Origin of the sequence: Amycolatopsis sp. MEPSY49 (assembly GCF_051337345.1) — a bacterium.
In the GTDB taxonomy this organism is placed as follows: Bacteria; Actinomycetota; Actinomycetes; order Mycobacteriales; family Pseudonocardiaceae; genus Amycolatopsis.
In genome coordinates this window covers 258736-285312 of record NZ_JBDLYJ010000007.1, presented here as the reverse complement: position 1 = coordinate 285312, position 26577 = coordinate 258736, and the positions used below count along the sequence as shown (strand labels likewise).

Here is a 26577-nt window from a genome sequence, read left to right as displayed (position 1 = left end):
TCTCTACGACGTCGGGAGAGTCCTGCTCGATGTTAGCGCTCGTTCACCGACCGGCTGCGTCCTTGTGTCGTGGACCGCAGAATTCGTAAGGTCGAGTGATGCCGCTCACCGCGCCGACGACGCCGCCCGGTTTGCCCGCCTCCCTCGACTACCCCGAAGTCCCGGTCGGTTCGATCCTCGCCGCGGGCGCCGCGCGCTGGGGCGACCGGACCGCCTTCGCCCACGACGGCCGCAGCCTCACCTTCACCGAGACCTACCGCGCGGCCTGCCGCTTCGCCCACGCGCTGCGGGCCCACGGCATCGGCCGCGGCGACGTCGTCGCGCTGCACCTGCCGAACTGCCTCGCCTTCCCGGTCGCCTACTACGGCACGCAGCTGGCCGGGGCCACCTTCAGCCCGGCCAACCCGCTGCTCCCGCCGGACGACCTCGCCTTCCAGCTGACCGACTGCGAGGCCGCCGCCGTCGTGACGTTCGGCCCGGTCGCGGGCGCGCTGGCGAGCGTCGCCGACCAGATCCCGGCGCGGCTGACCGTCGTGGTCGGCCCGACCGGCGATCTGCCCGAGGGTGGCTTCGAGTTCGAGGCGTTCCAGGCCGGCCACCCCGAGACGCGCCCGTCGGCGGACATCGACGTCCACGAAGACCTCGCGCACCTCGCCTACACCGGCGGCACCACCGGCCGCTCGAAGGGCGTGCGGCTCACGCACCGCAACGTCGTGGTCAACACCCTCCAGCACTCGTGCTGGGGCAGCGGCTCGGTCCCCGCGCTCGACGCACACGGCGACGTCACCCTCGACCAGATCGGCAGCCCGGACGAGTGGCCGACGCGCCTGGGCACCGGCGTCGCGATCAACCTGACGCCGTGGTTCCACGCGATGGGCATCATCGGCGGCATGAACGCCGCGGTGATCGCCGGCACGACGATCGTCCTGCACTCGCGCTTCGACCCGCCGGCGTACGTCGCCGACGCCGAACGGCTGCGCATCACCGGCATCGGCGGCGCGCCCGCGCTGTTCGCCGCGCTGCTCGCGACGCCGTCGTTCCACACCGCGGACCTCTCGTCGGTGCGCGCGATCGGCTCGGGCGCCGCGCCGATGAACCACGCGATGATCAACGCGCTGCGTGAGCGGTTCCCGGGCGTGGTGGTGAGCGAGGGGTACGGCCTCACCGAGGCGACGATGGGCGCGGTGATCTCGCCGACGTACGCCTCCGGCACGCGGAAGGTCGGCTCGGTGGGCGTCCCGCTGTTCGACACGGAGGTCAAGGTCGTCCCGGCCGAGGGCGGCGAGGACCCGCTCCCGGCGGGCGAGAAGGGCGAGGTCTGCCTGCGCGGGCCGCAGATCATGCAGGGCTACCGCAACCGCCCCGAGGAGACGGCGGCCGCCCTGGTCGACGGCTGGCTCCACACCGGCGACATCGGCATCCTCGACGCGGACGGCTATCTGTCCATCGTGGACCGCAAGAAGGACATGCTGCTGTACAAGGGGTACAACGTCTTCCCGCGCGAGCTGGAGGAGCTGCTGATCACGATGCCGGGCGTCGCGGCGGCGGCCGTGGTGGGCCGGCCGGACGTCGAGGTCGGCGAGCTGCCGGTGGCGTTCGTCGTCCCCCGCGGCTCGCTGGACGCCGATGAGCTCATGGCCGCGGTGAACGAGAAGGTGTTGCCGTACAAGCGGTTGCGGGAGGTGCACGTCGTCGAGCAGATCCCGGTGTCCGCTGCCGGGAAGGTGCTCAAGCGGCAGCTGCGGGACCAGCTGATCGGCAAGCTCGACTAGGCCACCAGGCGGTCGCCCGCCAGGCGGGTGCCTGCCTGCTTGACGTGCCGGAGCAGCGGCGAGACCTCCAGGCTCTGCAGCCCGGGCAGCGCGCCGACGCGGTCCGACGTGAGCTCGAACAGCTCGTCGAGGTCCCGGCAGTGCGCGACGGCGTGCAGGTTGTGCGGGCCGGAAACGGCCGCCGCGAAGGCGATGTCCGGCCACTGCGCGAGCGTGCGCCCGGCCTCCTTCACCGCCGACGGGTGCACCCGCAGCCAGAGGTTCGCCCCAGCTCGGTAGCCCAGCGCCCCGGCCGCGATCTCGACATCGATGTGGACGACCCGCCGCCGCAGGAAGGACTCCAGCCGACGCGAGGCACGGCCGGGCGTGAGGCCGGCCGCCTCGGCGAGGTCGACCAGCGCGGCCCGGCCGTCCTCGGCCAGGACGGCGAGCAGCCTCTCGTCTTCGGGCGTGAGCCGGACGGGATCGCGCCCGACGACCGGCGACTCGGTGAACGGCGCGCCGTCGGCCCCCAGCGCGGCCTCTTGCGCGGGCGTCAACGTGCCGTCCAGGGCCGCCCAGTAGTGCCCGCGGCCACCGAGGAACTGCCGCAGCATCGCGGCCGCGTGGATGTCGAGCACGGCCGCCGTCCGCGGCAGCTGACGGCCCAGCAGGTCGTCTCGCTGCTCGCGAGTCCAGGACCGGACCGCGAAGGTGACTTCGGAGCCGGCCGCGCAGAGCGCCACCCAGTTGACGTCATCCCGCTTCGCGAGGGCGTCGGCGATCGTCTCGACGGCACCGGGACGGCAGCGCAGCCGCACCAGCCACTTGCTCTGCCCGAGCATCCCGGGGTCGACGATGCCGGCGACCCGGATGATCCCTTCGGCCCGCAACCGCCGGTACCGCCGCCCGACGGCGGCTTCCGTGGCCCCCAACACGGCCGCGATCGAGGCGAACGAAGCCCGCGGAGCCACTTGAAGCGCCCGGATGAGACGCACATCGTCGGGCTGCACAGAGACGGATTCAGCCATCGAGGCTCCTCTCAGCGAGGCAATCCTACAGATCGGCCATCTGAACCCGCCTTCCCGACCGGCTGGCGCGGACACTCGGGGACAGATCGGCTCGAAGGAGAACCCCATGTCACAGACCGCTTTCATCGCCGGCGCCTCGCGCGGCCTCGGCCACGCCATCGCCACCGAGCTGGCCACCCGCGGGTGGCAGGTGATCGGCACGGTCCGGGACCCGTCGGCCCGGACTCCGCTGCACGACCTGGCGGACGCGTCGGACGGACGCGTCGAGGTCGAGCACCTCGACATCACCGAGCCCGGTCAGCTGCCGCCCCTGCGCGAACGGCTCGCCGGCCGCCGGCTCGACGTGCTCTTCGTCAACGCGGGCACCACGAACAACCCGGCGACGCCGATCGGCGAAGTGCCGACCGCCGACTTCGTCGACGTCATGGTCACCAACGCGCTCAGCCCGATGCGCGTCATCGAAGCGCTCCAGGACCTCGTGCCCACCGACGGCCTCATCGGCGCGATGTCGTCGGGGCAGGGCAGCATCACGAACAACACGGCCGGCTCGCGCGAGGTCTACCGCGCCAGCAAGGCGGCGCTGAACATGCTGATGCGCAGCTTCGCCGCGCGGCAGGCCGACCGGGCCCTGCTGCTCGTGGCCCCCGGCTGGATCCGCACCGCTCTCGGCGGCGACCAGGCGCCGTTCACCCTCGAGGAGACCGTGCCACTGATCGTGGACGTCCTGCTGGCCAAGCTCGGCAAGCCCGGCCTCGACTACCTGGACCGGAACGGGGAGACCGTCCCCTGGTGAACCGTCAGCGACCGGCCTTGGCGCGCAGCGCCGCGTCCTTGTCCAGGACCAGCTTCTCGAGGTCCTGCTGGAACTTCGCCATCTTCGAGCGCAGGCCCTCGTCGGACGCCGCCAGGATCCGGACCGCCAGCAGGCCCGCGTTGCGCGCGCCGCCCACCGAGACCGTGGCCACCGGGACGCCCGCCGGCATCTGGACGATCGACAGCAGCGAGTCCATTCCGTCCAGGTACTTCAGCGGGACCGGGACGCCGATCACCGGCAGCACCGTCGCCGACGCCACCATGCCCGGGAGGTGGGCCGCGCCGCCCGCGCCCGCGATGATCACGCGGATGCCCCGCGCCACCGCCGACGTCGCGTAGTCCAGCATGCGCTGCGGCGTGCGGTGCGCCGAATACACGCCCACCTCGTACTCGACGCCGAACTCGTCCAGCGCCGTGCCGGCCGCCTCCAGCACCGGCCAGTCCGAGTCGCTGCCCATGATCACGCCCACCTGCGGCGCCATAGCCGATACTCCCGTCAGTGGATCTCGTAGCCGTCGAGCCAGACGGCGTGGGACAGCCAGTGCGCCGACAGCAGCGCGCGGTTGCGCAGGTCGTCCATGCGCTCGCCGGTGAAGTTGACGTGCCCGAGCTTGCGGCCCGGCCGCTCCTGCTTGCCGTACAGGTGCACGCGCACCTCCGGGTACCGCGCGAACAGGTGGTGCAGCCGCTCGTCCGGCCCCATCTCCGGCAGCTCCGGCGCGCCCAGCACGTTCGCCATCACGCACGCCGGCGCGACCAGGTCGGTCCGGCCCAGCGGGTAGTCGAGCACCGCGCGCAGGTGCTGCTCGAACTGGGACGTGCGCGAACCGTCCATCGTCCAGTGCCCGGAGTTGTGCGGGCGCATCGCCAGCTCGTTCACCAGCAGCCCGGTGTCGGTCTCGAACAGCTCCACCGCGAGCAGCCCGGTGACGTCGAGCGTCGACGCCACCCGCAGCGCGAGGTCCTGCGCCTCGTGGACGCGCTCGGGCGCGAGGCCCGGCGCCGGGGCGAGGACCACGGTGTTGATGCCACCCTCCTGCACCGTCTCGACCACGGGGTACGCCGCGCCCTGGCCGAAGGGCGAGCGGGCGACGAGCGCGGCCAGCTCCCGCCGCATCGCCACCTTCTCCTCCACCAGCAGCGCCGTGCCCGCTTCGAGCAGCTCCGGCACGGTTTCGCGGGCGTGCCGCGCGGTGTCCAGCATCCAGACGCCGCGGCCGTCGTAGCCACCGGTCGACGCCTTGAGCACCACCGGCCAGCCGTGCTCGCCGCCGAACGCCACGACGTCGTCCACAGTGGACACCTCGGCGAAGGCGGGACCCGGCACGCCGAGCCCGGCCATCATCTCGCGCATCACCAGCTTGTTCTGCGCGAAGCCCAGCGCCGTCGGCGCCGGCCGGATCGCGTAGCCCTCCAACGCCAGCGTCAGCAGGTGCTCGCCCGGCACGTGCTCGTGGTCGAACGTGAGCACGTCGACCGAGGCCGCGAACTTCCGCAGCGCGTCGAGGTCGGTGTGGTGCCCCAGCGTGACATCGCCCGCGACGAGCCCCGCCGCTTCGTTCTCGCTCGCGGCGAGCACGCGCAGGGACTGGCCGAGGGAGATCGCCGCCTGGTGGGTCATCCGGGCCAGCTGGCCGCCGCCCACCATGCCCACGACGGGCAGACCGGTGTGTTTGTCCATAGCGCCAGTCAGCCTAAACGGTCACGACCTGGGGTGACCGCCGGACCAGACGTAGCTCACGCCCCGCCAGCCCGAGGATCCCCGCCGCCGCCGCGAGGACGTAGACGTTGCCGAGGACCGACCAGCCCAGGCCCCAGCCGAATTCCGTGTCGCCGCCGTTGGGCACCAGCATCACGATCTGCGAAACGAACAGCAGCGCGACCGCCGCCGCGGCCCACCACCGCGCCTTCACCACCAGCAGCGTGAGCAACGGCACGCACCAGACCCAGTGGTGCGACCACGACACCGGCGACAGCAACAGCCCGTAGAACGCCGTCACCAGCAGCGCCGCCGCGTCCTCGCCCCGCCGGTGCAGCCGCACGACCAGCCACACCGCGGGCACGGCCAGCACCGCCGCCACCCCGACCGCCACCGCCAGCGACCAGGACGCCAGATGCGTGGCCCGGTTGACGAGCCCGTTGAGCGACTGGTTGAAGATCCAGTGCACCGACCCGACCCGGCTCGGGTCGGTCGCCGAATCCCGCCAGAACCGCGCCGCATCGACCGGGATGACCGCGAACATCACCGCTTCGAGCGCCACGAACGTGCCCAGGGCCCGCAGCCCGTCCTTCCACCGGCCCGTGAAGAACAGGTGCGGCACGAAGATCAGCGGGGTCAGCTTGATCGCCGCCGCCACGCCGATCAGCACACCCGCCCACCGCGACCGGCGCAGGGAGAGCACCAGGACGTCCAGCACCACGAACGCCATCAGTATCAAGTTGATCTGGCCCAGGAACAGCGTCTTCCACACCGGTTCCAGGACCAGAGCGATGGCCGTTCCCGCCGGCAGCGCCCACCACCTTCTTCCCAGAAGTGACGCACGCCCCGGCGGCGACGAAACCACCGTGATGACGACGATAAGGGCGACCACCGACAAAAAAACGATCACGCCCCACACCAGGCCGGACGGCACCAACGCGAGCGGCAGGAACAGCGGCGCGGCGGCCGGGGTGTAGGTGAAGGGCAGCCGCACCCAGTCCGGCAACGCGGTCAGCACGTCCCGCGTGTACAGCGGATCGCCGTGCACCAGCGTCAACGCACCGGCGCGGTAGACGGCGCTGTCCGCGCCCAGGTGCCAGCCGGCCAGCCAGACGACCACGCCGAAGGCCAGCACCAGCAGCGCGATCCCGCCGGCGGCGAAGCGGCCGGCGCGCGCCTCAGACGCCGGTCGCGACGTCGACATGCTCGTCCGAAGCCGCCTTCTTCCGCGCCCGCCGCTGCAGGCCCCAGCGCAGGATCAGCGCCGCGGCCAGCACGACCGGCATCAGGATGTAGGCGTCCCCCAGTACGTTCTGCCACACCTTCCAGTGCAGCTCGACGTTGCGGCCGTTCGGCAGGATCAGCAGCACGCAGCTGACGAACACGAACGCGACCAGGCCGGTTCCGACCCAGCGCTTCCACGCCGTCTTCGGGGTGGTCTTCGGCAGCCGCGAGACCAGCAGCACGATCAGCGGGATCACCCAGACCCAGTGGTGGGTCCACGAGATCGGCGAGATCAGCAGCGTCCAGAACGCCGTGACGAGCAGCGCCGCCAGCGCCTGGCCCTTGCGGTGGAAGCGGATCAGCAGCCACAGCGCCGGGATCGCGAGCAGGAACCCGATGCCCATCGCCGCCTTCGACGCCCACGGCGCGAGGTCGGTGGCCCGGTTCATCAGCGCGTTCAGCGACTGGTTGCCCGCCCAGTGCACCGGCCCGATCCGGCCGGTGTCCGGCAGCGTCACGGTCCAGTACTTCGCCGCGTCGTGGGCGTTGATCAGGAACATCAGGCCCTGCAGCACGACGAAGGTCGCGAAGCCGCGGATGGCGTCCATCCGGCGGCCGGTGACGAACAGGTGCCCGAGGAACACCAGCGGCGTCAGCTTGATCGCCGCCGCGACGCCGACCAGCACGCCGCCCCAGCGGCTCCCCCGCGCTCCGATGACCAGCATGTCCAGCAGGATCATGGCCATCAGGATGAGGTTGATCTGGCCGAGGAAGATCGTCCGCCACACCGGCTCGAGGGCGAGGAAGACCAGGAAGAACACGATGGTCGAGCGGGCGGGCGAGGCCCACCAGCGCGGCCCGTCGGAGGCGGGCCGCGGCAGCGCGCCGATCGCGATGCGGATCGACAGCGCCATCGCCCCCAGCGAGACGGCGGTGATCAGGCCCCAGGAGATCTGCGTCGGGAACGCGGCGAGCGGCACGAAGATCAGCGCGGCCGTCGGCGGGTAGGTGAACGGCAGCAGCGCCCACCACGGCTCGGGGGCCAGGGTGTTCGCGTCGTAGAGGGAGTCGCCGTGCAGCAGCGTGAGCGCGCCGGCCCGGTAGACCGCGCTGTCGACGCCGAGCACCCAGTCGTGCTGCCAGCCCCAGATGCCGTACCCGATCGCGACCAGCGGGATCACCGCGAGGATCAGGATCGACCGCGGGCGGACGGACAGGCGGGCGAGCGACTTCCGCAGGGCCAGGCGGTGCTGGGGTCCGGCCGCGATCGCGCCGTCGACGTCGGTGGGTACGGTCCGGGTCACCTCACCAGGAAATCATGAGCCGCCCGATCCCGGTCGGAAGGGTCCGGGGCGAACCGGACTTTTCCCGCGTTCTACACCCGGGCGAGACGGGCCAGCAGGTCGCAGGCCATTTCGTGGGTGGCGGGCAGGCGCACGGCGGACACCCGCGGCCGGCCGGCGTCGGCCAGCTGCGAGTCGACCGACAGCCGCTCATGCAACGCCCTTCGCAGCGCGACGCCGTGCGAAGCAACCCCCTCGCCCTTCGGGACCAACGCGGCGACTACGGACGGTCCCAGCGACGCAACGCTCTGCCCGCTGTCGAAGACCGCCCGCAGCGCGTCGGCGACCAGGATCATCCCGGTCAGTCGCGAGAACCCGACAACCGCGCCGAGGTCCATCGAGACGACCAGCAGGACGTGGTCCTCGGCGGCGGGCCGCTCGCGCGCGGCGGCGGCCTGGTAGACCTCGGCGAGCCGGGTGCGCAGGTACGCGGCCGACGGCAGGCCGGTCAGCGGGTCGGTGACCTCGGTGTGCGCGAGCTGGTCGGTGGCGACGTCGGCCCAGGCCAGCGCGGTGGTCCGGAGCAGCCGCGCCGGGGTGGCGTCGACGTCCGGGGAGACGAAGCCGTCCTCACCGTGGCCGAGCACCGCGTGCAGCGCGGCCAGGTCGGCGAGGGTTTCCGCGAGACCGGCGCCGGCCGCCGCCCGGGCCCTGGCCAGCCCGGCCAGCGCGGTTTCGGCGGCTTCGACGCGGCCCTTGGCCATCACCGCCGCGCAGACGGCGTCGACCTCGGGCAGGGCCCAGTCGCTGGGGAAGCGCCAGCCCGCGGCCAGGCTGGCCGTGCGCCAGCGGGCCCGCAGCGCGAGCAGGGCGCGGTCGGCGGGCGGAGCGTCACCGGGACCGGAACGCGTAGCCGGAACGTCCACTGGCCCCCTGTCCCTTTCATCCGGTCCGTGTCGATCTTGCTCGGTGCTTCACGGTGAGGACGTGCCCCACCGGATCCCGTGACGCGTACTCGCGAGTTTTGTTAAGAAGCTTTTCCACGGCGCGACCCGGGGATGGGTGATTTTGCTCCGCCGTCGGAGTCAACACCCCGACCACCGCGTGACGGCCCCGGGTGGGTCAGTCACACTTGTCTCGCGCCCCGGACCGGCCTGTAATGGCAGGTCCTGGCCCTAACCGACCGAGGAGTGCCGTGTCCACCGTTCCCGCCGATCTCAGCGGAAAGAGTGACGCCGAGCTGATCGCCGAGGTCCGCGCCGGGAAGATCGAATCGTATGGCCCGCTCTACGAACGCCACACCGGAGCGGCGCACAACCTCGCTCGTCAGCTGGCCCGATCGAGCTCCGAGGCCGACGACTTGGTGTCCGAGGCGTTCTCCAAGGTGCTGGACACGCTCCGTGGCGGCAAGGGGCCGGATACCGCCTTCCGGGCGTACCTGCTGACTGCGCTGCGTCACACCGCTTACGACCGCACGCGCAAGGAACGCCGGGTCGACCTCAACGAGGACATGGCCGACGTCTCGGCCGAGGCGCTGACCGTGCCGTTCTCCGACACCGCCGTCGCCGGGCTCGAGCGCACGATGGCCGCCAAGGCGTTCGCTCGGCTGCCCGAACGCTGGCAGGCCGTGCTCTGGCACACCGAGATCGAACAGCAGAGCCCGGCCGAGGTCGCGCCGCTGCTGGGCCTGACCGCGAACGGCGTCTCGGCGCTCGCCTACCGCGCCCGCGAGGGCCTCCGCCAGGCGTACCTGCAGGTCCACCTGCAGGAGAACGCCGAAGAACGCTGCCGCGCGTGCGCCGAGCGGCTCGGCGCGTGGACCCGCGACGGACTGTCCAAACGCGAACGCAACCAGGTCGAGAACCACCTCGACGAGTGCGAGAACTGCCGCGCGCTGGCCGCGGAGCTCGCCGACGTCAACGGCGGGCTGCGCGCGATCATCGCCCCGATCGTCCTGGGCGGCGCGGCGCTCGGCTACCTCGCGACCATCGGCGCGGCGAAAGCCAGCGCGGTCACCGCGGCGGCCGCGGGCGCGGCCGCCGGTGCCGCCGCGGCCGGGGGCAAGGCCGGCGCGGCCGCGGGAGCCGCCGCCGCGGGTCCCCGCCAGTTCGCCGGGGTCGCGGCCTCGGGCACGGCGATCGTCGCGGCCGTCGTCATCGCGCTCACCGCCGGCGGGGGGACGCAGGAGATCCCCGTCGCGGCCCAGCAGCCACCGCCCGCGGCCCAGCCCGCCGAACCCCCGGCGCCCCCGCCGCCCCCCGCGCCGCCGGCCCCGCCCGCGCCGCCGCAGCCGCCGCCCCCGCCCGTGGCGCCGGCGGTCGAGCCCCCGCCGCCCGCGGTCGAGCCGCCCGCCCCGGCACCGGCGCCCCCGGCCCCACCCGCGCCGGCCCCGCCGTCGATGTCCGCGACGACCCCGCCGGACGGCGTCGAGCTCAGCCCCGGCTCCGCGACGAACCTGCCGATCACCGTCCGCAACGACGGCGGGACGCTGTCCGAGCCGGTCGCCGTCGCGCTGAAGCTGCCGCCGGGCGTCCGCGCGGTCGACACCGGCGGAGGCGGCGCGCCGATGGCGTTCGCCCAGGACGGCGCCCCGATCTCGGTGAACTGCCCCGGCGGCGAAGGCACGGTGACGTGCAAGACCGGCACCGGCCTGCAGCCCGGGCAGAGCGCGACGCTGAACTTCCGGCTCCAGGCCGACCAGGACACCGAAGGCGGCACGGTGACCGGGTCGGTCACCGCCGGCGTGCGGATCAACGTCGCGGTGAGCGTCAAGGTCACCGTGAAGCAGCCGCCGGACGCGGTGGTCCTCGAAGCGCAGGGCGACGGGCTCTCGGCCTTCCCGTGGACGCGCAACCCGCTGGTCTACGTGCGGGTCCGCAACACCGGCGAGACGACCCGGCCGGTCACGGTCACCTTCGACCACCCGCTGTGGCAGTGGTGGAGCCTGCGCGGCTTCCCCTGCACGACGACGTCCGACGGCGCGACCTGCACCACGAAGACCGCGGTCGCCCCCGGCCAGCACGTCAACCTGTGGGTGCGCTTGAAGGGCCGACCCGACGACGGGCGCGTCACGATCACCGCCAAGCTCGGCAAGGCGTCGGCGGAACCGGTGACGATCGACTTCGGCTGCTACCACCACTGGTGCGGCAAGGACCCGCTGCCGACGTCCACGGCGCCGTCGACCACGCCGTCCAAGCCGACTCCGACGAAGCCCTCGAAGCCGACGTCGACCCCGCCGACCACGACCTCGGAGACGGAGCCGACGACCGAGCCACCGACGTCGTCGACGACGACCAGCGCGCCGCCGCGGCCGGGCACCAAGCCGGGCAACCAGCCGCCGACCGTCACCCCCGAGAAGGCTTTCGGCTGGCTGACCGGGTAGCGTCCGCGCGGTGCGCGAGCTGCTGAAGAAGCATCGCGAGCTCCTCCGCTTCGCCGTCGTCGGCGGGATCAGCTTCGTGATCACGATGTCCGTCAACTACGGCCTGAAGTTCACCGTGCTGCGGACCCACCCGGTGACGGCGCTGATCATCGGCGTCCTCGTCGCGACGATCTTCTCCTACGTCGCCAACCGCGAGTGGTCGTTCCGCACCCGCGGCGGCCGCGAGCGCCACCACGAGGCCGCGCTGTTCTTCCTGATCAGCGGCATCGCGCTGGGCTTGAACGCGCTGCCGCAGTGGTTCTCGCGGTACGTGCTGGACCTGCAGGCGCCGCGGCTGTCGCCGTTCGGCGTCGAGGTGGCCGACTTCGTGAGCGGGATCGTCATCGGGACGCTGCTGGGCACGGTGTTCCGCTGGTGGGCGTTCAAGAAGTGGGTGTTCCCGGCCGAGGGGGCCCGGCTCCTCCAGGTTGCGGAAGATCCGGACATTCAGGACCGCAAGGCCGCCTGAACCACAGGTCAACGCGGTGTGCTCCTAGACTGCGTGGTGTGACCGTTGTGGAAACCGTGCTCAAGCGCACGCCGGAGCCACTGCGTTCGGTGCTGATCAAGCACCGGGAGCTGCTGAAGTTCGCGATCGTGGGCGGCACGACGTTCCTGGTCGACAACGGGGTCTGGTACCTGCTCAAGCTCTCGGTGCTGGAGCCGAAACCGACCACCGCCAAGGCGATCGCGATCATCGTCGCGACGATCGTGTCGTACATCCTCAACCGCGAGTGGTCGTTCCGCACCCGGGGTGGCCGCGAACGCCACCACGAGGCCGCGCTGTTCTTCGTGATCAGCGGGATCGCGGTCGTGGTGAACCTGATCCCGCTGTACGTGTCCCGGTACGTGCTGGACCTGGAAGTCCCGCACGTGACGCGGCTGGTGCAGGAGGTCGCGGACTTCGCGAGCGGCTCGATCATCGGCATGCTGCTGGCGATGTTCTTCCGCTTCTGGGGGTTCAAGAAGTGGGTGTTCCCGGACGAACTGGGCGAACGCCGGCGGGACACGGGCGACGTGACCCGGCTGCGCTGACCGTCTCCGGAAATTACTTGTCTTCTGACATGTAGTTGTCTAAAGTCATCCTCGTCAGTGTTCCTTCGTGAGGACGCCGTCCGGGTTCGGCCGGGCGAGCGGGACGATTCGAGGTGGTTTCCGAGCGCGAAGAGGTCGCACCTGCCCCGCAGGTGACGATGGAGCCTTTTCCCGACTCGACGGGACGTGCGTCAAAGCACGTCCGCATCTCTCGTCCCTTCTGACGAACCAAGGACTTCCTCTTGAGCACGACCGCGTTGAAACGCGCTCAGCTGAAACATGTCAAAACGCCGGCTCTCGCCGGGCTTTTCCTGTCCGTCTTCCTCGCGATGCTCGACGCCCAGGTCGTCGCCACCGCACTCCCCCGGATCGCCGCCGACTTCGGCACCACCGGCACCTACGCCTGGGTCACCACCGCCTACCTGCTCGCCGGGAGCGTCACCGCTCCCCTCTACGGCAAGCTCGGTGACGTCTTCGGCCGCAAGCGCGTGCTCCTCGGCGCGCTCGCCCTCTTCCTGCTCGGTTCGCTCGCCTGCGGGCTCGCGCCGTCGGCCGGGACGCTCGTCGCCGGGCGCGTTCTGCAGGGCGCCGGCTCGGGAGGCCTCTTCGTCTCCGTCGGCGCTTCGCTCGGCGAGATGTTCACGCCCCGCGAAGGCGCGAAGTACTTCGGGTGGTTCTCGATCTGCTTCGCCGTCGCGTCGCTCGCCGGGCCCGTGGCCGGCGGGCTGCTCACCGGCGTCGCCGGGTGGCGGTCGATCTTCCTCGTCAACCTGCCGCTCGGCCTGGTCGCCGTCGCGCTTCTGCGGAAACTCGACCTGCCGAGACGACGGCGAGAAGCACCGTTCGACTTCGCCGGTGTCGTCCTGCTCGGCTGCGCCATCACCGGGTTCACCCTGCTCACGCCGTGGTCGGCCGCGCTCGGTGCGGTCGCCGCCGTCGCGTTCGTGCTCGTCGAACGGAAGGCCGAAGCGCCAGTGCTGCCGCTGAGGCTCTTCAACGACCGGACGTTCACCGTGTCCGTCCTCCTCAGCGTGCTCGCCGGGTTCGCGTTCCTCGGCTCGGTCAACTACATCGCTGTCTTCCTCCAGCAAGACGCGGGACCGGCCGAAGGCGGGCTCCTGCTCGCGCCGATGACGCTCGCCGTGGCCGCTTCCTCCGTCGTCGCGAGCAAGGTCATCGCCCGCACCGGGCACTACCGCTGGGCCCCGCGGCTCAGCATGGCGCTCGGCCTGCTCGCCGTCCTCGGCCTGCTGACCGTCGACGGCCTCCCGGCGTCCGTGGCCTGCCTGGTCGTCTTCGGCCTCGCGGCCGGGCTGAACCTGCAGGTCCTCGCTCTCGCCACGCAGAACACCGCGCCACCCGAAGACCGTGGCGCGGTCGCCGCCGGCGTCAACCTCGCCCGCGCGCTCGGTTCGAGCCTCGGCCCGGTCGCGCTCGGCTTCGCCTACACCGCCGGCACTCACGGCGTCTTCGTCGCCCTGCTGCCGGTCCTCGCGCTCGCCCTCGTCACGGCGTTCGCGCTTCCCCACGTCCCGCTCCGCGGAAAAGGAGAACCCCGATGATCTTCGTCCTCGGCGCCACCGGCAAGGTCGGCCGCGCCCTTGTCCCCGCCCTGCTCGACGCCGGCGCCGCCGTCCGCGCGCTGACCCGCGACCTGGCCAAGGCCCGGATCGATCCGCGCGCCGAAGTCGTCCAAGCCGATCTCGAAACCGCGGACCTGCCCACGCTGCTCGACGGCGCGGACCGCGTCTTCGTGCTGACCCAGGGCCACCGCGCCGACCTCGAAGCGGCGGTCGCCCAGGCCGCCGCCCGCGCCGGCGTCGCCCACCTCGTCAAGCTGTCCACCACGGGTGTCCACTTCGGACAGAACGACCCGATCAGCCGCTCCCACGCCGAGGCCGAGCAGGCGGTCCGCGAAGCCGGGCCGGCCTGGACGATCCTGCGGCCCGGCGCGTTCATGGACAACCGGCTCGCCTGGCTCGGCTCGATCCGCGACGAGAACGCCGTGTACGTGCCCGAGGGCGACCCCGCGTCGGCGCTGGTCCACGTCCGGGACATCGCCGCGGTCGCCACCCACGTCCTGACGACGTCCGGCCACGAAGGCGCGACCTACGAGCTGACCGGCGGCGAAGCCCTCACCACCGCCCAGCAGGTCGCGATCCTCGCCAACACGATCGGCCGACCGATTGAATTCGTCGAAGAACCGGAAACCGCCGCGCGGGAACGCATGCTGCACCGATTCGGCTGGCCCGTCGATGCTGTCGACGGAATCTTCGCGTTGAAGCGGGAATCCGCCGAGTTCGAACACGTCGTCTTCGACACCGTCGAACGCCTGCTCGGCCGGCCGCCGCTGACCTTCGCGAAATGGGCACGTGAGAACGCGGCCGCATTCACCTACCATTACGGGGGGTGACAGCGGGGAGGTGACCGGATGGGTCTGCGCGTGCTCGTCGTGGACGACCACCCGTTGTTCCGGTTCGGCGTGTGCACGCTGCTGGACGCCGAGCCCGAGATCGAGATCGTGGGCGAGGCGGCCAGCGGCGCCGCGGCCATCGAGGCCGCGGGCGCGCTGCTCCCGGACGTCGTGGTGATGGACCTGCACCTGCCCGACCTGTCCGGGATCCAGGCGACCCGGCACATCGCGGCCGTCAGCCCGGACACCGGCGTGCTGATGCTGACGATGGCCGACGAGAGCGAATCGGTCTTCGCGGCGATGCGCGCCGGTGCCCGCGGCTACCTGCTCAAGGACGCCGAGCCGGACGAAATCATCCGCGCCGTCCAGGCCGTCGCGCGGCGCGAGGCCATCTTCGGCCCCGACATCGCGAACCGCGTGCTCGGCTTCTTCAACCAGCCGCCGCCCACGAGCGAGCCGGTGTTCCCGGAGCTGACCGGGCGCGAGCGCGAGGTCCTGTCCCTGATCGCGGCCGGGCACAGCAACGGCGTCATCGCGAACACGCTGTGTCTGAGCCCGAAGACGGTGCGCAACCACATTTCCAACGTTTTCGCCAAGTTGCACGTCGCCGACCGCGCGGAAGCGATCGTCCGGGCCCGGGACGCGGGACTCGGCCGGTCCTGACGGGCAGTATTTCCGGGCAATTCGGGACGCCGGTCCCATGCGCTCGGGACACCTTTCCGGGCACTGTGGACAGGGTGAGGGGTGGAAACCCTCGCACCGTTCGAGGGGAATGGGTGACGATGTTCGAATCCGACAGGACGCCGGTGGTGGTCCGCGCCACCGATCCGATCCTGCACAACGGCGTCTGCATGACGCTGCGTTCGCGCGACGAAGTCCGGGTGGTCGACGGGGAGGCGGCCGACTCGGCCATGGTCGCGCTGCTGGTCGCCGACCGGCTCGACGAGACGATGACCCAGCTGCTGTCCGCGCTGCACCACCAGGGCTTCACCCGCATCGTGCTGGTCGCGGGCGAGGTCGACGACAACGAGATCCTGAACGCCGTCGAGCACGGGGTCTGCGCGGTCGCCCGCCGCGCCGACGCCGGGCCGGAGGTGCTCGTCCGACTGATCAAGGCGGCCGCGGCCGGGGAGGGCGCGCTGCCGCCCGACCTGCTCGGCCGGCTGCTGAGCCGGGTGTCCCGCCTGCAGCGCCAGGTGCTCCAGCCACGCGGCCTGCACCTGGGCGGGATGAGCAACCGGGAGACGGAGGTGCTGCGGCTCGTCGCGGCGGGGTACTCGACGCAGGAAATCGCCGACCAGCTGTGCTACTCGCAGCGCACGGTGAAGAGCATCCTGCACGACGTGACCAACCGGTTCCAGCTGCGCAACCGGTCGCACGCGGTCGCGTACGCGCTGCGTGAAGGGTTGATCTGACCCATGATCGCCCAGGTCGACGAGGCCCTGTGCCGGCTGCTGCGGCCTCGCCTGCCGGCGGGGACACAGATCCGGCTCGATCCGCCGAAACCGACCTGGCAGACGGAGTCGCAGGTGCGGAGCGTGGAGCTGTTCCTCTTCGCGCTGCGCGACGCCGTCGGGGAGGGAAACGAGGGGGAAGGGAAGCGCGCGGCCCGGCGCTGCGCGCTTTCCTACCTCGTCACGGCCCGGGCCGGAGCGGTCCAGGACGAACACGCCCTGCTCGACGCCGCGCTCCACGCGGTCCTCGACGCCGGGCAGCTGCCCTCGGAAAGCGCTTCCCCGGTACGGATGTCGTTGGCCGCAACGGATCCGACGGGACTGTGGACCAGCCTGGGCATGCCCGCGCGAGCCGGGTTCGTCCTGCTCGTCACGGCCGACGCCGACTAACGCGGGACGCGCTCCGCGGGCCACCGGACCTCGGGCACGTCGCTCGGCCGCGGCACCTTGAGGAAGAGGCTGAACACCGCCGGCCGCCGGTTCGACAGCTCCAGCCGGCCGCCGTCCGCCTCCACCAGGGCGCGCGCCAGCGCCAGCCCGACGCCGGTCGACCCGCCGCCCGAAAACCCGCGCTCGAAGATGTGCGGGGCCAGCTCGTCCGGCACGCCCGAACCCGTGTCGCTGACCTCGATCACCACCGTGCCCTCGGCGTCGCCGCGGCGGGCGGACACCATGACCGTGCCCGCACCGTGGCGCAGGGCGTTGTCCAGCAGCACGCCGACCACCTCGCGCAGGCGCCCCGGGGTCGCGCGGGCCATCAGGCCGTCGGCCACCCGCATGCGGAGGTTGCGGCCTTCCGAGCGGAGCAGCTCACGCCACTCCTGCGCCATTTCGGGCAGCTGGGTCGGCAGGTCCACCGGTTCGGCGCCGACCTCGCGCGCCGCACGGGCCGCGGCCAGCAGCTCGTCCAGCGCTTCGGCGAGCCGGTCGGCCTGCTCCTGGGCCGCCTTCGACTCGTCGGCCACCTCTTCGTCCGGGTGCACGGTGAGCGGTTCCAGCCGCAGCTGCAGCGCCGTCAGCCGGCTGCGCAGCTGGTGCGAGACGTCGCCGACGAGCTGGCGTTCCCGCTGCACGAGCTGGGCGAGCGCGGTGCCGGACGCGTCGAGCGCTTCGGCGACCATGTCGAGCTCGCCGACGCCGTAGCGGCTCGGGTCGGGCCGGAAGTCGCCGCCGCCGAGGCGGGACGCGCGTTCGGCGACGTGCCGCAGGGGCTTCGCGAGCCGCCGGGCCGTCGCGATCGCGACCACCGCGCCGGTGGCGACCGACAGCAGCACCAGCAGCACGACGACCAGCGTCACGGTCGTCTGGCGCTCGTGCATCGGGCCGGCCGGGACGGCGATCGCGACCTTGCCGTCGCGGGCCAGATCGGCCGTCTCGACGACGGTGGCCGGGCCCGGGTCGTTGCCGTAGCGCTTCTCCTGCTGATTGGGGACCTGCACGGTGAGCAGGCCGTTCGCCGGGACCGCCGCGCGCACCTGGTCGAGGTCGATCGCCTGGCCGTTGGCGATCTCGGTGTCCAGGATCGCCGCCGCCGCGCGGGCGTTCTCGGCGAGCGTCTCGCGGTAGCTCGACTCGATCTGCCAGCTCGCCACGATGCCCAGCGGGATGCCCAGTACCGCCGCGGTGACGGCGACGGCCAGCAGGATGGCCAGCAGGATGCGGCGGCGCACGGCTTATTCGGCGTTGAACCGGAAGCCGACGCCGCGGACGGTCGCGATCCGCCGCTCGCCGTCGTGGGCCTTGCTGGTGCGCCCGGCGGCCTCGTCGGCGGCGATGGCGAGCTTCCGCCGCAGCCACGACATGTGCATGTCGAGCGTCTTGGACGTCTTCGACTCGAGGTCGTTCCAGACCTCGGCGAGGATCTCGTCGCGGCTGACGACCTGCCCGGCGCGGCTCATCAGGACGCGCAGCAGCTCGAACTCCTTGTTCGCGAGCTGGACCTCGTGCAGGTCGACGGTGACCAGCCGCGCGCCGAGGTCCATCCGCACCCCGCCGGCCTCCAGCACCTCGGGCACCCGGCGGCGCAGCAGCGCACGGATCCGGGCGAGCAGCTCGGCGAGCCGGAAGGGCTTGGCGACGTAGTCGTCGGCGCCCGCGTCCAGGCCGACGACGAAGTCGACCTCGTCGGTCCGGGCGGTGAGCATCAGGACGGGCAGCTCGGTGCCGCCCGCGCGCAGGCGCCGGCAGACCTCGAGCCCGTCCATGCCGGGCAGCCCGAGGTCGAGCACGAGCAGGTCGACCTTCTGGGCGGCGGTCGCGTCGAGGACAGAAGGGCCGTCGGTGACGACGTGGATCTCGTATCCCTCGCGTTCGAGGGCGCGGGAGAGCGGTTCGGCGATGGCCGGATCGTCTTCGGCAAGTAGGACCATGCTCACCTGGCCAACTCTACGGCGCGCGGGCGTGAAACCATCGTGACCGTGCCTGGCTACGAAGATGATCTGGCCCTCGCCACCCGGCTGGCCGACGCCGCCGACGCGATCACGACGGCGCGGTTCCGCGCGCTGGACCTGGCGGTGGAGCGCAAGCCCGACCGCACCCCGGTGACCGACGCGGACACCGCGGTGGAGGACGCGATCCGTTCCGTGCTCGCGGAAGCGCGGCCGGCGGACGCGGTGCTCGGCGAGGAGCGCGGCGGCTCGGCGGCGACCGGCCGGGCGTGGGTGCTCGACCCGATCGACGGCACCAAGAACTTCCTCCGAGGTGTACCCGTCTGGGCGACCCTTATCGCCCTCGTGGAGGACGGCGACCCGGTCGTCGGCATGATCAGCGCGCCGCTGCTGGGCCGCCGCTGGTGGGCGGCTTCGGGAGCGGGCGCGTTTTCGTCGGATTCCGCCGGGACGCGGCAGCTGTCGGTTTCGAAGGTTTCGTCCCTTTCGGACGCTTATCTGTCCACTACGGACTTGAACTCGTGGACGGAGTACCACTCGCGCGAGAAGTACCTCGGCTTGGTGGACGCGTGCTGGGAGACCCGCGCGTTCGGCGACTTCTGGCACCACGCGCTGGTGGCCGAGGGCGCCCTGGACGTCGCGGCGGAGTGCATCGTGAACCCGTGGGACGTCGCGGCGGCGCAGGTGATCGTCACCGAGGCCGGCGGGCGCTTCAGCGACCTCGACGGCGTCGCGCGGTACGACAACGGGAGCGCGCTGTCGACCAACGGCCTGCTCCACGACGACGCGCTCGCGCTCCTCAAGCGGTAACCGGATAGGCCGCTCGGCGGGAACTTCTTGACCGGTCCGACCACCGGTGGTTCACTCCCAGTGCTCGCCGGGTCACCCGGTCCGTTGACAACGTTGTCACCACGGGCGGCCCGCTCCCCGGGAGGAAGAGCATGCGCAGAGTCGTCACCGCGGCTTTGGTCATTCCCCTGGTCACGGCCGTGGCCAGCCCCGCACTCGCCGAGACCCCGAGCCACGATCCCGCCTCGTACGTCAACCCGTTCGTCGGCGCGAAGGCCGGCGACACCCCCGAGACCAACACCTACGCCGGCGACACGTTCCCCGGCGCCGACGTCCCCTTCGGCATGGTGCAGTGGAGTCCCGACACGCCGCTGCAGCCCAAGCCGCCCGCCGGGCAGGGCCGGTACTACGCCCGCGACCGCGACGGCGGCTACGCCTGGGAAGAGAACGGGCTCCGCGGCTTCAGCCTCACCCACTTCAACGGCGCCGGCTGCGGCGGCGCCGCCGGTGACGTCCCGTTCCTGCCGTTCGCCGGGAAGATCACCACTTCGCCCGCCGTCGACGCGACGAAGTACTTCCCCACCTTCAGCCACGCCAACGAATCCGCGTCGCCCGGCTACTACAAGGTGACCACGGACTCCGGCATCACAACCGAGCTGACCGCGACCCAGCGCTCCGGCCTGGGCCGCTTCACCTTCCCGAAGAACTCCCCCGCCACGCTGCTCATCGACGTCGCGCAGTCGGCGATGGGCAGCGACGACGCGGCCGTGACCGTCGACGCGGCGAACCGGACCGTCTCCGGGTGGGTGTCCAGCGGCCACTTCTGCCGTGGCCCCAACACGTACAAGATCTACTTCACGGCGGCGTTCGACCAGCCGTTCACGACGTCCGGGACCTGGCAAGACGCCACCGTGACGCCCGGCGGCACCAGTGCCCGCGGCGGCAACCTGAGCAAGACGACGTGGGACAAGCAGGTCGTCACCGCCGACGGCGGCTCGGGCGCCTACCTCACCTTCGACCCGGCCAAGCCGGTGCAGGTGCGCGTCGGCGTGTCCTATGTGGACCTGGCCGGTGCGCGGCTGAACGCCTTGCTGGAGCAACGTCACGACTCCTTCGACACGGTGCGGACGCGAGCACGTCAAGCCTGGAACGACCGGCTGCGGCAGATCACCGTCGAAGGCGGCACGGACGCGGCGACCCGGACGTTCTACACCGCGCTCTACCACACGCTCATGCAGCCGAACGTCTTTTCCGATGTGGACGGTCGGTACGCGGGCTTCGACAAGAAGATCCACCTCGCCAAGCCGGGCCACGCGCAGTACGCCAACTTCTCCGGCTGGGACACCTACCGCGACGAGGTCCAGCTGCTGTCGATGCTGGCGCCGCACGAGGCCGCCGACATGGCGCAGTCGATGCTCAACCAGGCTGACCAGGCCGGCGGGATCTGGGACCGGTGGTCGCAGAACAACGACTTCATGGGCGTGATGGGCGGCGACCCGTACCACTCGATCATCGCGAGCACATATGCCTTCGGAGCCACGGATTTCGACGCGTCCCGGGCGCTGAAGTCGATGGTCACCGGCGCCACCCGCGTCCAGCAGGCCGGCGAACGCGCGCTCGAACGGCCGGGCCTGTCGGACTACCTGACGCTCGGCTACCACCCCAACAACGTCTCCGACATGCTCGAGGAGACGACGGCGGACTTCGGCATCGCCCAGCTGGCCCAGCGGCTCGGTGCTTCCGATACCTACCACCGGTTCATGTCACGGGCCCAGTACTGGGAGAACGTCTACAACCCGGCGACGGGCTACCTCCAGACCCGGCTGCGCGACGGCCAGTTCCTGTCGCCGTTCGACCCCGCGAAGTACGAGGAAATGCGCTACCAGGAAGGGAATGCGGCGCAGTACACGTGGATGGTGCCGTACGACGTGCGCGGGCTCTTCGACGCGATGGGCGGCGACGACGCGGCGAAGAAGCGGCTCGACTTCTTCTTCACGAAGCTGAACAGCGACGCCGATTCGCCGTACGCGTTCATGTCGAACGAGCCGTCGTTCGAGGTGCCGTGGGAGTACGCGTACGCGGGCGCGCCGTCGAAGACGCAGGACATCGTGCGCCGCTCGGCGGAACTGCTGTTCAAGCCGACCGAGGACGGCCTGCCCGGCAACGACGACCTCGGCGCGACGTCGGCGTGGTACGTCTTCGCCGCGCTCGGCATGTACCCGGAGGCACCCGGCCGCGCCGAGATGGTGCTGGCCAGCCCGATGTTCCCGAAGATCACGCTGACCCGCGCGACCGGGCAGCGGATCACGATCACCGCGCCCGGCGCGTCCAGCTCGGTGAAGTACGTGCAGGCCCTCCGCGTGAACGGCAAGCCGAGCACCAAGCCGTGGCTGCCGGAGTCCTTCGCGGTCAACGGCGGCCGGCTCGACTTCACGCTCGGCGCGTCGCCGACGTCGTGGGGCTCGGGCGCTTCCGACGTCCCACCGTCCTTCCGCGACGGTGAAGTTCCGGTGCGCGGACGCGTCGGACCCGGTCGCGTGGTCGTCGCGCCCGGCTCCGCGACGACGGCCACGGTCATCGCGGAAGGCATCACCGGCGCCGGCACGGTGACGTGGCAGGCGAAACCGCCGGCCGGGATCACCGTGACGCCGTCGAGCGGGACGCTCACCGTGGGCCCGCACGGGTCCGCTTCGCAGCAAGTTCGCGTGTCCGCGGCCGCGGGCGCGGCGGACGCGTACACGAGCGTGCCCGTGGAGTTCGGCGGTCAAGTGCCCGCGCGGCTGCCGGTGACGGTCGGGACGCCGGGGTCGCTGCACGCGGCGAACACGAACGTCGGCGTCACGGACGACCGGTTCGTCCAGTACGGCGACTTCGGCGAGACCGACCTCTACCCGGGCCAGTTCGCCTACTCCGCCCAAGGCCTGGCGAAGAGTGGCATCGAGCCGGGCGCGAAGGTGCGGGAGTTCACCTGGCCGTCGAGTCCGGCGGGGTCTCCGGACAACGTGATCGCCGCGGGGCAAACGCTTGCGGTGAACGCGGCCAAGGGGGCGACGAAGCTGTCGTTCCTCGGTTCGGCGACCGGCGGTGACGCGCAGGGCAGCGTGACCGTCACCTACACCGACGGCTCGACGCAGCAAGCACAACTGGGCCTGTCGGAGTGGTTGCTGAAGGGCGGCGAGGAGACACCGCAGTTCGGGAACACGGTCGTCGCGACGGTGCCGTACGTGAATTCCGGGTTCCCCCGGTACATGTTCCGGCTGCAGCGGCCGTACACGTCGTACCTGTTCGCGACGGCCCCGATCGCCCTCGACCCGGCCAAGCAGGTCAAGTCCCTCACCCTGCCCACGGCCACCGGCGCGGGTCAGGCACACATCTTCACCAACGCCATAAGCTGAAAATGCGCACTTTCACGTGAAAGTGCCGACCTGCGGGCCGCACTTTCACGTGAAAGTGCGGCTTTGGCGTTCAGGAGCCGGGCAGCAGGCCGACGGCGCCGCGGGCGACCTGCGCCCAGGCCAGCCGGCCGAAGAGGTAGTGGCACGCCACCTGCTCGCTGGTGAACCGCGCCCAGTCGTAGCGGTTGCCCTGCTCCCGCCAGAAGACCTCCCAAGCCTCGTCCTCGCCCTGCATCAGGCACCAGGCGTTGTCGACCTCGGCGCCGAGCGAGACGACCTCCGGCGGCACGCCCAGCACGCCGAGCCAGCGCTGGATCGACTGCGTGTTCATCAGTCCTCATCCCCCTTGGCCTCGGCGAGGTAGCCGAGGGTCACCAGTTCGTCGGCCGCCAGCAGCGCACGGTACCGGGTGCCGCCACCGACCTGGCCGAACCAGTTCGCCGTCTCCGACCGCCACATCGGCACCGCGCGCACGACGACGTACCGGCGGTACTCGGCGTCCAGCATCCCGGGCGGCAGCGAGCGTTCCGCGAAGGGCGTCCCGTCGGCGAAGAACACGCGGCCGTACGCCGGGCCGAAGCGGTCGAGCACGGTGTTGGCCGGGACCATCACCGGCTCGGCGTGGTCGACGCTGCCCTCCGGGTAGTAGTCGCCCGGCGGCCACGCGTACTCGGGTCCGAGGTCGCTGTGCCCGACGACGAACCGGCGGATCCACACCGCCTGCGTCGCGTGGGCGTACGGCACGTACCCGTCGGTCAGGTGCCGTGGCACCGGCCGCGACGGCGCGGTCGGCGAGCGGCGGAACCCGGCGGTGACGTTGGTGAGCGCCTGGTCGTCGAAGATCAGCCGGGCGTCCGGGTGGTCGTTCGGGCCGAAGCCGTCCGGGTCGTCGGGCAGCGGCAGCTGCAGCGCCGGCTTGTCCATGGCGACCGGGAGGTGCCCGATCGGGAACATGTGCACCAGGAACAGCGCGACAACGCTTTCCCGTTCCGTGCGCGGCGACCCGAGCGGCGGCAGCGGCGACGGCGAACCGGGGTTGAGCGGCGGGCCCGCCACCGGCGGCGGTGGCGCGACCGGAGCGGGAGCCGGTGCCGGGGCCGGCGGGGCCGGGGGCAGGGGGAACGGCGGCAGCAGCGGTGACACCGCGTGCGGCCACGCCGCCGGGTTGCCCGAGGGCGGGGTCGGCGCCTCTTCGAAGGCACCGGAATCCGTCAGCCCGTAATCGGGCAGCCGGATCGGCCCCGTGTCGAGGTCGGCCTCGACCGGTTCGGAGCCCGCCTCGGAAGGCTCGGTCACACCCATCCTCCGGCTCGGTCGGTGCCCGCGGGCACGTGCTGGTCGACGCGGCCGCGGTGCTGCCGGTCCCCCTTGATACCGCACCTCCCTGGTGCGGGCGCGGGCGAGTCTGCTTCTTTCCGAGGGCTCCGGGTGGCGGAGCCCCCGGCCCGGGGCGGAGGCCCCGGATGTCTCAGCTCAGCGCGGCGACCACGCGGGACGGGCTCGGGCGGCCGAGCTGTCCCGCCATCCACGTGCTGGCCGCCACCAGCGCGTCCAGGTCGGCTCCGTGAGCGATACCCAGCCCGTCGAGCATCCACACCAGGTCTTCGGTGGCCAGGTTCCCCGTCGCCGACTCGGCGTACGGGCAGCCGCCAAGCCCGCCCGCCGAAGAGTCCACAGTCGACACTCCACATCGGAGCGCGGCCAGGGTGTTGGCCAGAGCCTGACCGTAGGTGTCGTGGAAGTGCACGGCCAAAGTACCGACATCGCCGAAGAGCCCGACCAGGTTCTCCACCTGGCCCGCGGTCGCGACGCCGATGGTGTCGCCCAGCGAAAGCTGCGAGCACCCCATGTCGAGCAGGCGGCGGCCGGCGTCGGCGACCTGCTTGGCCGGCACGGCCCCCTCCCACGGGTCGCCGAAGCACATCGAGAGGTAGCCGCGCACGTCCAGACCGGCTTCCCGGGCCCGCGTCACGACCGGCTCGAACATCCCGAACTGCTCGTCCAGCGACGAGTTGAGGTTCTTCCGCGCGAACGTCTCCGTCGCGCTGGCGAAGATCGCGATGTGCTCGACGCCGGCGTCGAGGGCCCGGTTGAGGCCCTTCTCGTTCGGCACCAGCACCGGGTAGCGGACGCCGTCGCGGCGGTCCAGCCCGGCGAGCAGCTGCTCGGCGTCGGCCAGCTGCGGCACCCACTTCGGGTGCACGAAGCTCGTCGCCTCCAGCGTCGTCAGGCCGGCGCCCGCGAGCCGGTCGAGGAACTCCAGCTTGACCTCGACCGGGACGATCGTCTTCTCGTTCTGCAGGCCGTCCCGCGGGCCGACCTCCCAGATCGTCACCCGCTCCGGCAGCTCCCCCGCCGAGGGAACCCGCTCCGGCAGGCCCAGTTCGCGCGTACCCATCAGCGCCGGCGATCGCCGCGCGGCGGGTGCCCGCCCTGGGGCGGCAACGGCTCGGTCCGCTGGGGCTGCTGGGTGCCCGGGCGGTAGTCGTCGTACGGGTTGTCGTTGACTTCGCGGTAGATGACCGTGTGCACCTTCTCGACGTGCGGGATGTCCTCGAACCGCAGCGGCTCGTCCGACGCCGACTCGATGATCAGGGTGCCGCAGCCGAAGACCCGGTCGAGCAGGCCGTGCTCGAACTGGACGCTGTTGATGCGGCCCATCGGGATGTCGATGCCGGTGCGCTTCAGCACGCCCTCGCGGGCGATGAGGCGGTCGGTGGTCACGATGAAGTGGGTGGTCCGCCAGCGGACGAGCGGCGCCAGGAACAGCCACACGATCAGCACGAGGGCGACGACCCCGATGGCGATCAGCCCGACCGTGTTCCACGGCGAGCCGGCGTCCTTCGCGAGGATCGCCAGCCAGCTGCCGGCGCCCAGGGTGACCAGGAACGCGAGCGTCGGGAAGATCAGCATCTTGAAGTGGGGGTGACTGTGCACCACGACGTGCTCTTGCTCGCTGAGCAAATCGTCCGGATAAGCCACGGCGGACGCTCCCAAGGTCGGTGCGGCGGTGTCGCCTCACCGTACCGGCGAGACGCCCGGCCGGTGAGTGCAACGCCCCGAAGAATCAGGCCGGGCGGACGTGCACCACGTCACCCGCGAACACGGTGTGCCGCTGGCCGCCCACCATGTCGACCTGCAGCTGGCCGGCGGCGTCGATGTCGGCGGCGCGCCCGGTGAGCGACGTGCCGTCCGGCAGCTGCACCTCGACGTCCTGGCCGAGGGTCGCGCAGTGGGCGCGGTAGTCGCCGAGCAGGCCCGCCTCGGTCAGGTCGCCGCCCGCCAGGCGCCAGCGCTGCTCGAGCTCGTCGAACTCGGTGAGCAGCGCGATCGCGACGTCGGTGCGGTCGGTGTTCGTGGCGCCGAGCTCGGCGAGCGACGTCGCGGGCAGGCCGCCCGGGCCCGGCTGGACGTCGCCGAGCGGCAGGACGTTGAGGCCGATGCCGAGCACGATCGACGGCGGGTTCCCGGCGACGGCCTCGGCGAGGATCCCGGCGCACTTGGCCCCGCCGGAGAGGACGTCGTTGGGCCATTTGAGCGTGGCGTCGACCCCGACGGAGGCCGCGGCCGCCCGGACGGCCAGTCCGGCGACGACGGAGAGTGAGCCCAGCGCCGTGAACGGGACCTCCGGCCGCAGCGCCACGCTGAGGTACAGCCCGGCGCCCTTCGGCGAGCTCCACTGCCGCGCCCTGCGTCCGACGCCCGCGGTCTGCTCTTCGGCGAGCAGAACGGTCCGGTCCACGGCGCCGTCTTCGAGGGCTTTCCGCAGGTCGGCGTTGGTGGAGCCGGTGCGCTCGACGACGTCGATCCGCGCGTACCGGTCCTTGAGTGCCGCACCCAGGCGGGCAGCGTCGATCTCGGTCATGTGTCCACCATATGAGA

The 26577-nt window shown here is 71.8% G+C and carries 25 protein-coding genes; 12 read left to right on the top strand and 13 right to left on the bottom strand.

The annotated features are described in order from the left end of the window. Positions 1–98: 98 nt before the first annotated feature. The gene (locus tag ABFJ78_RS30155) at positions 99–1772 is read left to right on the top strand and encodes a class I adenylate-forming enzyme family protein (protein WP_436389946.1); all 1674 of its coding nucleotides are present in this window, start codon (positions 99–101) and stop codon (positions 1770–1772) included. Here the strand turns inward: ABFJ78_RS30155 and ABFJ78_RS30150 are convergent. Further along, positions 1769–2782 carry an Lrp/AsnC family transcriptional regulator gene (locus ABFJ78_RS30150; RefSeq protein WP_436389945.1) on the bottom strand — a complete coding sequence of 338 codons (1014 nt, stop codon included), beginning with the start codon at positions 2780–2782 and terminating at the stop codon, positions 1769–1771. The two genes, ABFJ78_RS30155 and ABFJ78_RS30150, sit on opposite strands and share 4 nt — an antisense overlap. Before the next feature lie 106 nt (positions 2783–2888). On the opposite strand from ABFJ78_RS30150, the gene ABFJ78_RS30145 reads away from it, so the two are divergent. After that, on the top strand, positions 2889–3575 hold the full coding sequence (locus tag ABFJ78_RS30145; RefSeq protein ID WP_436389944.1) for an SDR family oxidoreductase: 687 nt from the start codon (positions 2889–2891) through the stop codon (positions 3573–3575). A 4-nt stretch (positions 3576–3579) separates the two neighbouring features. Here the strand turns inward: ABFJ78_RS30145 and purE are convergent, their stop codons facing one another. The 5 genes from purE to ABFJ78_RS30120 all read right to left on the bottom strand — a co-directional run bounded on the left by purE (position 3580) and on the right by ABFJ78_RS30120 (position 8727). Further along, the gene (purE, locus tag ABFJ78_RS30140) at positions 3580–4077 is read right to left on the bottom strand and encodes a 5-(carboxyamino)imidazole ribonucleotide mutase (RefSeq protein WP_436389943.1); all 498 of its coding nucleotides are present in this window, start codon (positions 4075–4077) and stop codon (positions 3580–3582) included. Between the two features lie 14 nt (positions 4078–4091). Then, positions 4092–5276 carry a 5-(carboxyamino)imidazole ribonucleotide synthase gene (locus tag ABFJ78_RS30135; RefSeq protein ID WP_436389942.1) on the bottom strand — a complete coding sequence of 395 codons (1185 nt, stop codon included), beginning with the start codon at positions 5274–5276 and terminating at the stop codon, positions 4092–4094. Between the two features lie 13 nt (positions 5277–5289). Continuing rightward, complete coding sequence (locus ABFJ78_RS30130) at positions 5290–6498, bottom strand: glycosyltransferase 87 family protein (RefSeq protein WP_436389941.1); 1209 nt, start codon at positions 6496–6498, stop codon at positions 5290–5292. Continuing rightward, the gene (locus ABFJ78_RS30125; protein WP_436389940.1) at positions 6473–7822 is read right to left on the bottom strand and encodes a glycosyltransferase 87 family protein; all 1350 of its coding nucleotides are present in this window, start codon (positions 7820–7822) and stop codon (positions 6473–6475) included. The genes ABFJ78_RS30130 and ABFJ78_RS30125 overlap by 26 nt, the downstream gene beginning before the upstream one ends. 71 nt (positions 7823–7893) lie before the next feature. Beyond that, a complete protein-coding gene (locus ABFJ78_RS30120; protein WP_436389939.1) occupies positions 7894–8727 on the bottom strand; it encodes a GGDEF domain-containing protein in 834 nt (277 codons plus the stop codon). A gap of 269 nt (positions 8728–8996) precedes the next feature. Here ABFJ78_RS30120 and ABFJ78_RS30115 point away from each other — a divergent pair, with 269 nt between their 5' ends. The 8 genes from ABFJ78_RS30115 (at position 8997) to ABFJ78_RS30080 (ending at position 16514) form a co-directional block, all read left to right on the top strand. Further along, on the top strand, positions 8997–11183 hold the full coding sequence (locus ABFJ78_RS30115; protein WP_436389938.1) for a sigma-70 family RNA polymerase sigma factor: 2187 nt from the start codon (positions 8997–8999) through the stop codon (positions 11181–11183). Positions 11184–11193: 10 nt separating this feature from the next. After that, positions 11194–11691 (top strand): GtrA family protein, encoded by a 498-nt coding sequence (locus tag ABFJ78_RS30110; protein ID WP_372672012.1) that lies wholly within the window; start codon positions 11194–11196, stop codon positions 11689–11691. A gap of 38 nt (positions 11692–11729) precedes the next feature. Then, positions 11730–12257, top strand: coding sequence for a GtrA family protein (locus tag ABFJ78_RS30105; protein ID WP_436389937.1), 528 nt, complete (start codon positions 11730–11732; stop codon positions 12255–12257). Between the two features lie 242 nt (positions 12258–12499). Beyond that, positions 12500–13819, top strand: a complete 1320-nt coding sequence (locus ABFJ78_RS30100) for an MFS transporter (RefSeq protein ID WP_436389936.1) — start codon at positions 12500–12502, stop codon at positions 13817–13819. After that, complete coding sequence (locus tag ABFJ78_RS30095) at positions 13816–14670, top strand: NAD(P)H-binding protein (RefSeq protein ID WP_436389935.1); 855 nt, start codon at positions 13816–13818, stop codon at positions 14668–14670. Before ABFJ78_RS30100 ends, ABFJ78_RS30095 begins: the two co-directional genes overlap by 4 nt. Positions 14671–14688: 18 nt before the next feature. After that, the gene (locus ABFJ78_RS30090; RefSeq protein WP_086677051.1) at positions 14689–15333 is read left to right on the top strand and encodes a response regulator; all 645 of its coding nucleotides are present in this window, start codon (positions 14689–14691) and stop codon (positions 15331–15333) included. Between the two features lie 119 nt (positions 15334–15452). Next, the gene (locus tag ABFJ78_RS30085) at positions 15453–16085 is read left to right on the top strand and encodes a response regulator transcription factor (RefSeq protein ID WP_436390161.1); all 633 of its coding nucleotides are present in this window, start codon (positions 15453–15455) and stop codon (positions 16083–16085) included. Positions 16086–16088: 3 nt separating this feature from the next. Continuing rightward, positions 16089–16514 (top strand): Pvc16 family protein, encoded by a 426-nt coding sequence (locus ABFJ78_RS30080; RefSeq protein ID WP_436389934.1) that lies wholly within the window; start codon positions 16089–16091, stop codon positions 16512–16514. On the opposite strand, the gene ABFJ78_RS30075 is transcribed toward ABFJ78_RS30080, so the two are convergent. After that, the gene (locus ABFJ78_RS30075) at positions 16511–17794 is read right to left on the bottom strand and encodes an ATP-binding protein (protein WP_436389933.1); all 1284 of its coding nucleotides are present in this window, start codon (positions 17792–17794) and stop codon (positions 16511–16513) included. The genes ABFJ78_RS30080 and ABFJ78_RS30075 overlap by 4 nt on opposite strands. A 3-nt stretch (positions 17795–17797) precedes the next feature. After that, positions 17798–18493 carry a response regulator transcription factor gene (locus ABFJ78_RS30070; protein WP_364460515.1) on the bottom strand — a complete coding sequence of 232 codons (696 nt, stop codon included), beginning with the start codon at positions 18491–18493 and terminating at the stop codon, positions 17798–17800. A gap of 42 nt (positions 18494–18535) precedes the next feature. Here ABFJ78_RS30070 and hisN point away from each other — a divergent pair, with 42 nt between their 5' ends. Continuing rightward, positions 18536–19321: a histidinol-phosphatase gene (hisN, locus tag ABFJ78_RS30065; RefSeq protein ID WP_436389932.1), complete on the top strand. Its 786-nt coding sequence runs from the start codon at positions 18536–18538 to the stop codon at positions 19319–19321. Between the two features lie 131 nt (positions 19322–19452). After that, entirely contained in the window at positions 19453–22695 is a 3243-nt protein-coding gene (locus ABFJ78_RS30060) for a GH92 family glycosyl hydrolase (RefSeq protein ID WP_436389931.1), read from the top strand. A 70-nt stretch (positions 22696–22765) separates the two neighbouring features. Here the strand turns inward: ABFJ78_RS30060 and ABFJ78_RS30055 are convergent, their stop codons facing one another. The 5 genes from ABFJ78_RS30055 to ABFJ78_RS30035 all read right to left on the bottom strand — a co-directional run bounded on the left by ABFJ78_RS30055 (position 22766) and on the right by ABFJ78_RS30035 (position 26560). Beyond that, positions 22766–23026, bottom strand: coding sequence for a hypothetical protein (locus tag ABFJ78_RS30055; protein WP_003105220.1), 261 nt, complete (start codon positions 23024–23026; stop codon positions 22766–22768). After that, a complete protein-coding gene (locus ABFJ78_RS30050; RefSeq protein ID WP_436389930.1) occupies positions 23026–23997 on the bottom strand; it encodes a TNT domain-containing protein in 972 nt (323 codons plus the stop codon). Before ABFJ78_RS30050 ends, ABFJ78_RS30055 begins: the two co-directional genes overlap by 1 nt. A 166-nt stretch (positions 23998–24163) precedes the next feature. Then, positions 24164–25093, bottom strand: coding sequence for a hydroxymethylglutaryl-CoA lyase (locus tag ABFJ78_RS30045; protein WP_436389929.1), 930 nt, complete (start codon positions 25091–25093; stop codon positions 24164–24166). Further along, entirely contained in the window at positions 25093–25677 is a 585-nt protein-coding gene (locus tag ABFJ78_RS30040; protein ID WP_436389928.1) for a PH domain-containing protein, read from the bottom strand. Before ABFJ78_RS30040 ends, ABFJ78_RS30045 begins: the two co-directional genes overlap by 1 nt. A gap of 85 nt (positions 25678–25762) precedes the next feature. Continuing rightward, a complete protein-coding gene (locus ABFJ78_RS30035; protein ID WP_436389927.1) occupies positions 25763–26560 on the bottom strand; it encodes a biotin--[acetyl-CoA-carboxylase] ligase in 798 nt (265 codons plus the stop codon). Between the last annotated feature and the right edge of the window lie 17 nt (positions 26561–26577).

Bases quoted from the DNA above. Each gene is read 5' to 3' on its own strand.
- ABFJ78_RS30085 (WP_436390161.1), top strand. From the start codon at position 15,453: ATGTTCGAATCCGACAGGACGCCGGTGGTGGTCCGCGCCACCGATCCG.
- ABFJ78_RS30050 (WP_436389930.1), bottom strand. From the start codon at position 23,997: ATGGGTGTGACCGAGCCTTCCGAGGCGGGCTCCGAACCGGTCGAGGCC.
- ABFJ78_RS30080 (WP_436389934.1), top strand. From the start codon at position 16,089: ATGATCGCCCAGGTCGACGAGGCCCTGTGCCGGCTGCTGCGGCCTCGC.
- ABFJ78_RS30135 (WP_436389942.1), bottom strand. From the start codon at position 5,276: ATGGACAAACACACCGGTCTGCCCGTCGTGGGCATGGTGGGCGGCGGC.
- ABFJ78_RS30095 (WP_436389935.1), top strand. From the start codon at position 13,816: ATGATCTTCGTCCTCGGCGCCACCGGCAAGGTCGGCCGCGCCCTTGTC.
- ABFJ78_RS30155 (WP_436389946.1), top strand. From the start codon at position 99: ATGCCGCTCACCGCGCCGACGACGCCGCCCGGTTTGCCCGCCTCCCTC.
- ABFJ78_RS30035 (WP_436389927.1), bottom strand. From the start codon at position 26,560: ATGACCGAGATCGACGCTGCCCGCCTGGGTGCGGCACTCAAGGACCGG.
- ABFJ78_RS30045 (WP_436389929.1), bottom strand. From the start codon at position 25,093: ATGGGTACGCGCGAACTGGGCCTGCCGGAGCGGGTTCCCTCGGCGGGG.
- ABFJ78_RS30070 (WP_364460515.1), bottom strand. From the start codon at position 18,493: ATGGTCCTACTTGCCGAAGACGATCCGGCCATCGCCGAACCGCTCTCC.
- ABFJ78_RS30130 (WP_436389941.1), bottom strand. From the start codon at position 6,498: ATGTCGACGTCGCGACCGGCGTCTGAGGCGCGCGCCGGCCGCTTCGCC.
- ABFJ78_RS30090 (WP_086677051.1), top strand. From the start codon at position 14,689: ATGGGTCTGCGCGTGCTCGTCGTGGACGACCACCCGTTGTTCCGGTTC.
- ABFJ78_RS30150 (WP_436389945.1), bottom strand. From the start codon at position 2,782: ATGGCTGAATCCGTCTCTGTGCAGCCCGACGATGTGCGTCTCATCCGG.
- ABFJ78_RS30145 (WP_436389944.1), top strand. From the start codon at position 2,889: ATGTCACAGACCGCTTTCATCGCCGGCGCCTCGCGCGGCCTCGGCCAC.
- purE (WP_436389943.1), bottom strand. From the start codon at position 4,077: ATGGCGCCGCAGGTGGGCGTGATCATGGGCAGCGACTCGGACTGGCCG.
- ABFJ78_RS30060 (WP_436389931.1), top strand. From the start codon at position 19,453: ATGCGCAGAGTCGTCACCGCGGCTTTGGTCATTCCCCTGGTCACGGCC.
- ABFJ78_RS30055 (WP_003105220.1), bottom strand. From the start codon at position 23,026: ATGAACACGCAGTCGATCCAGCGCTGGCTCGGCGTGCTGGGCGTGCCG.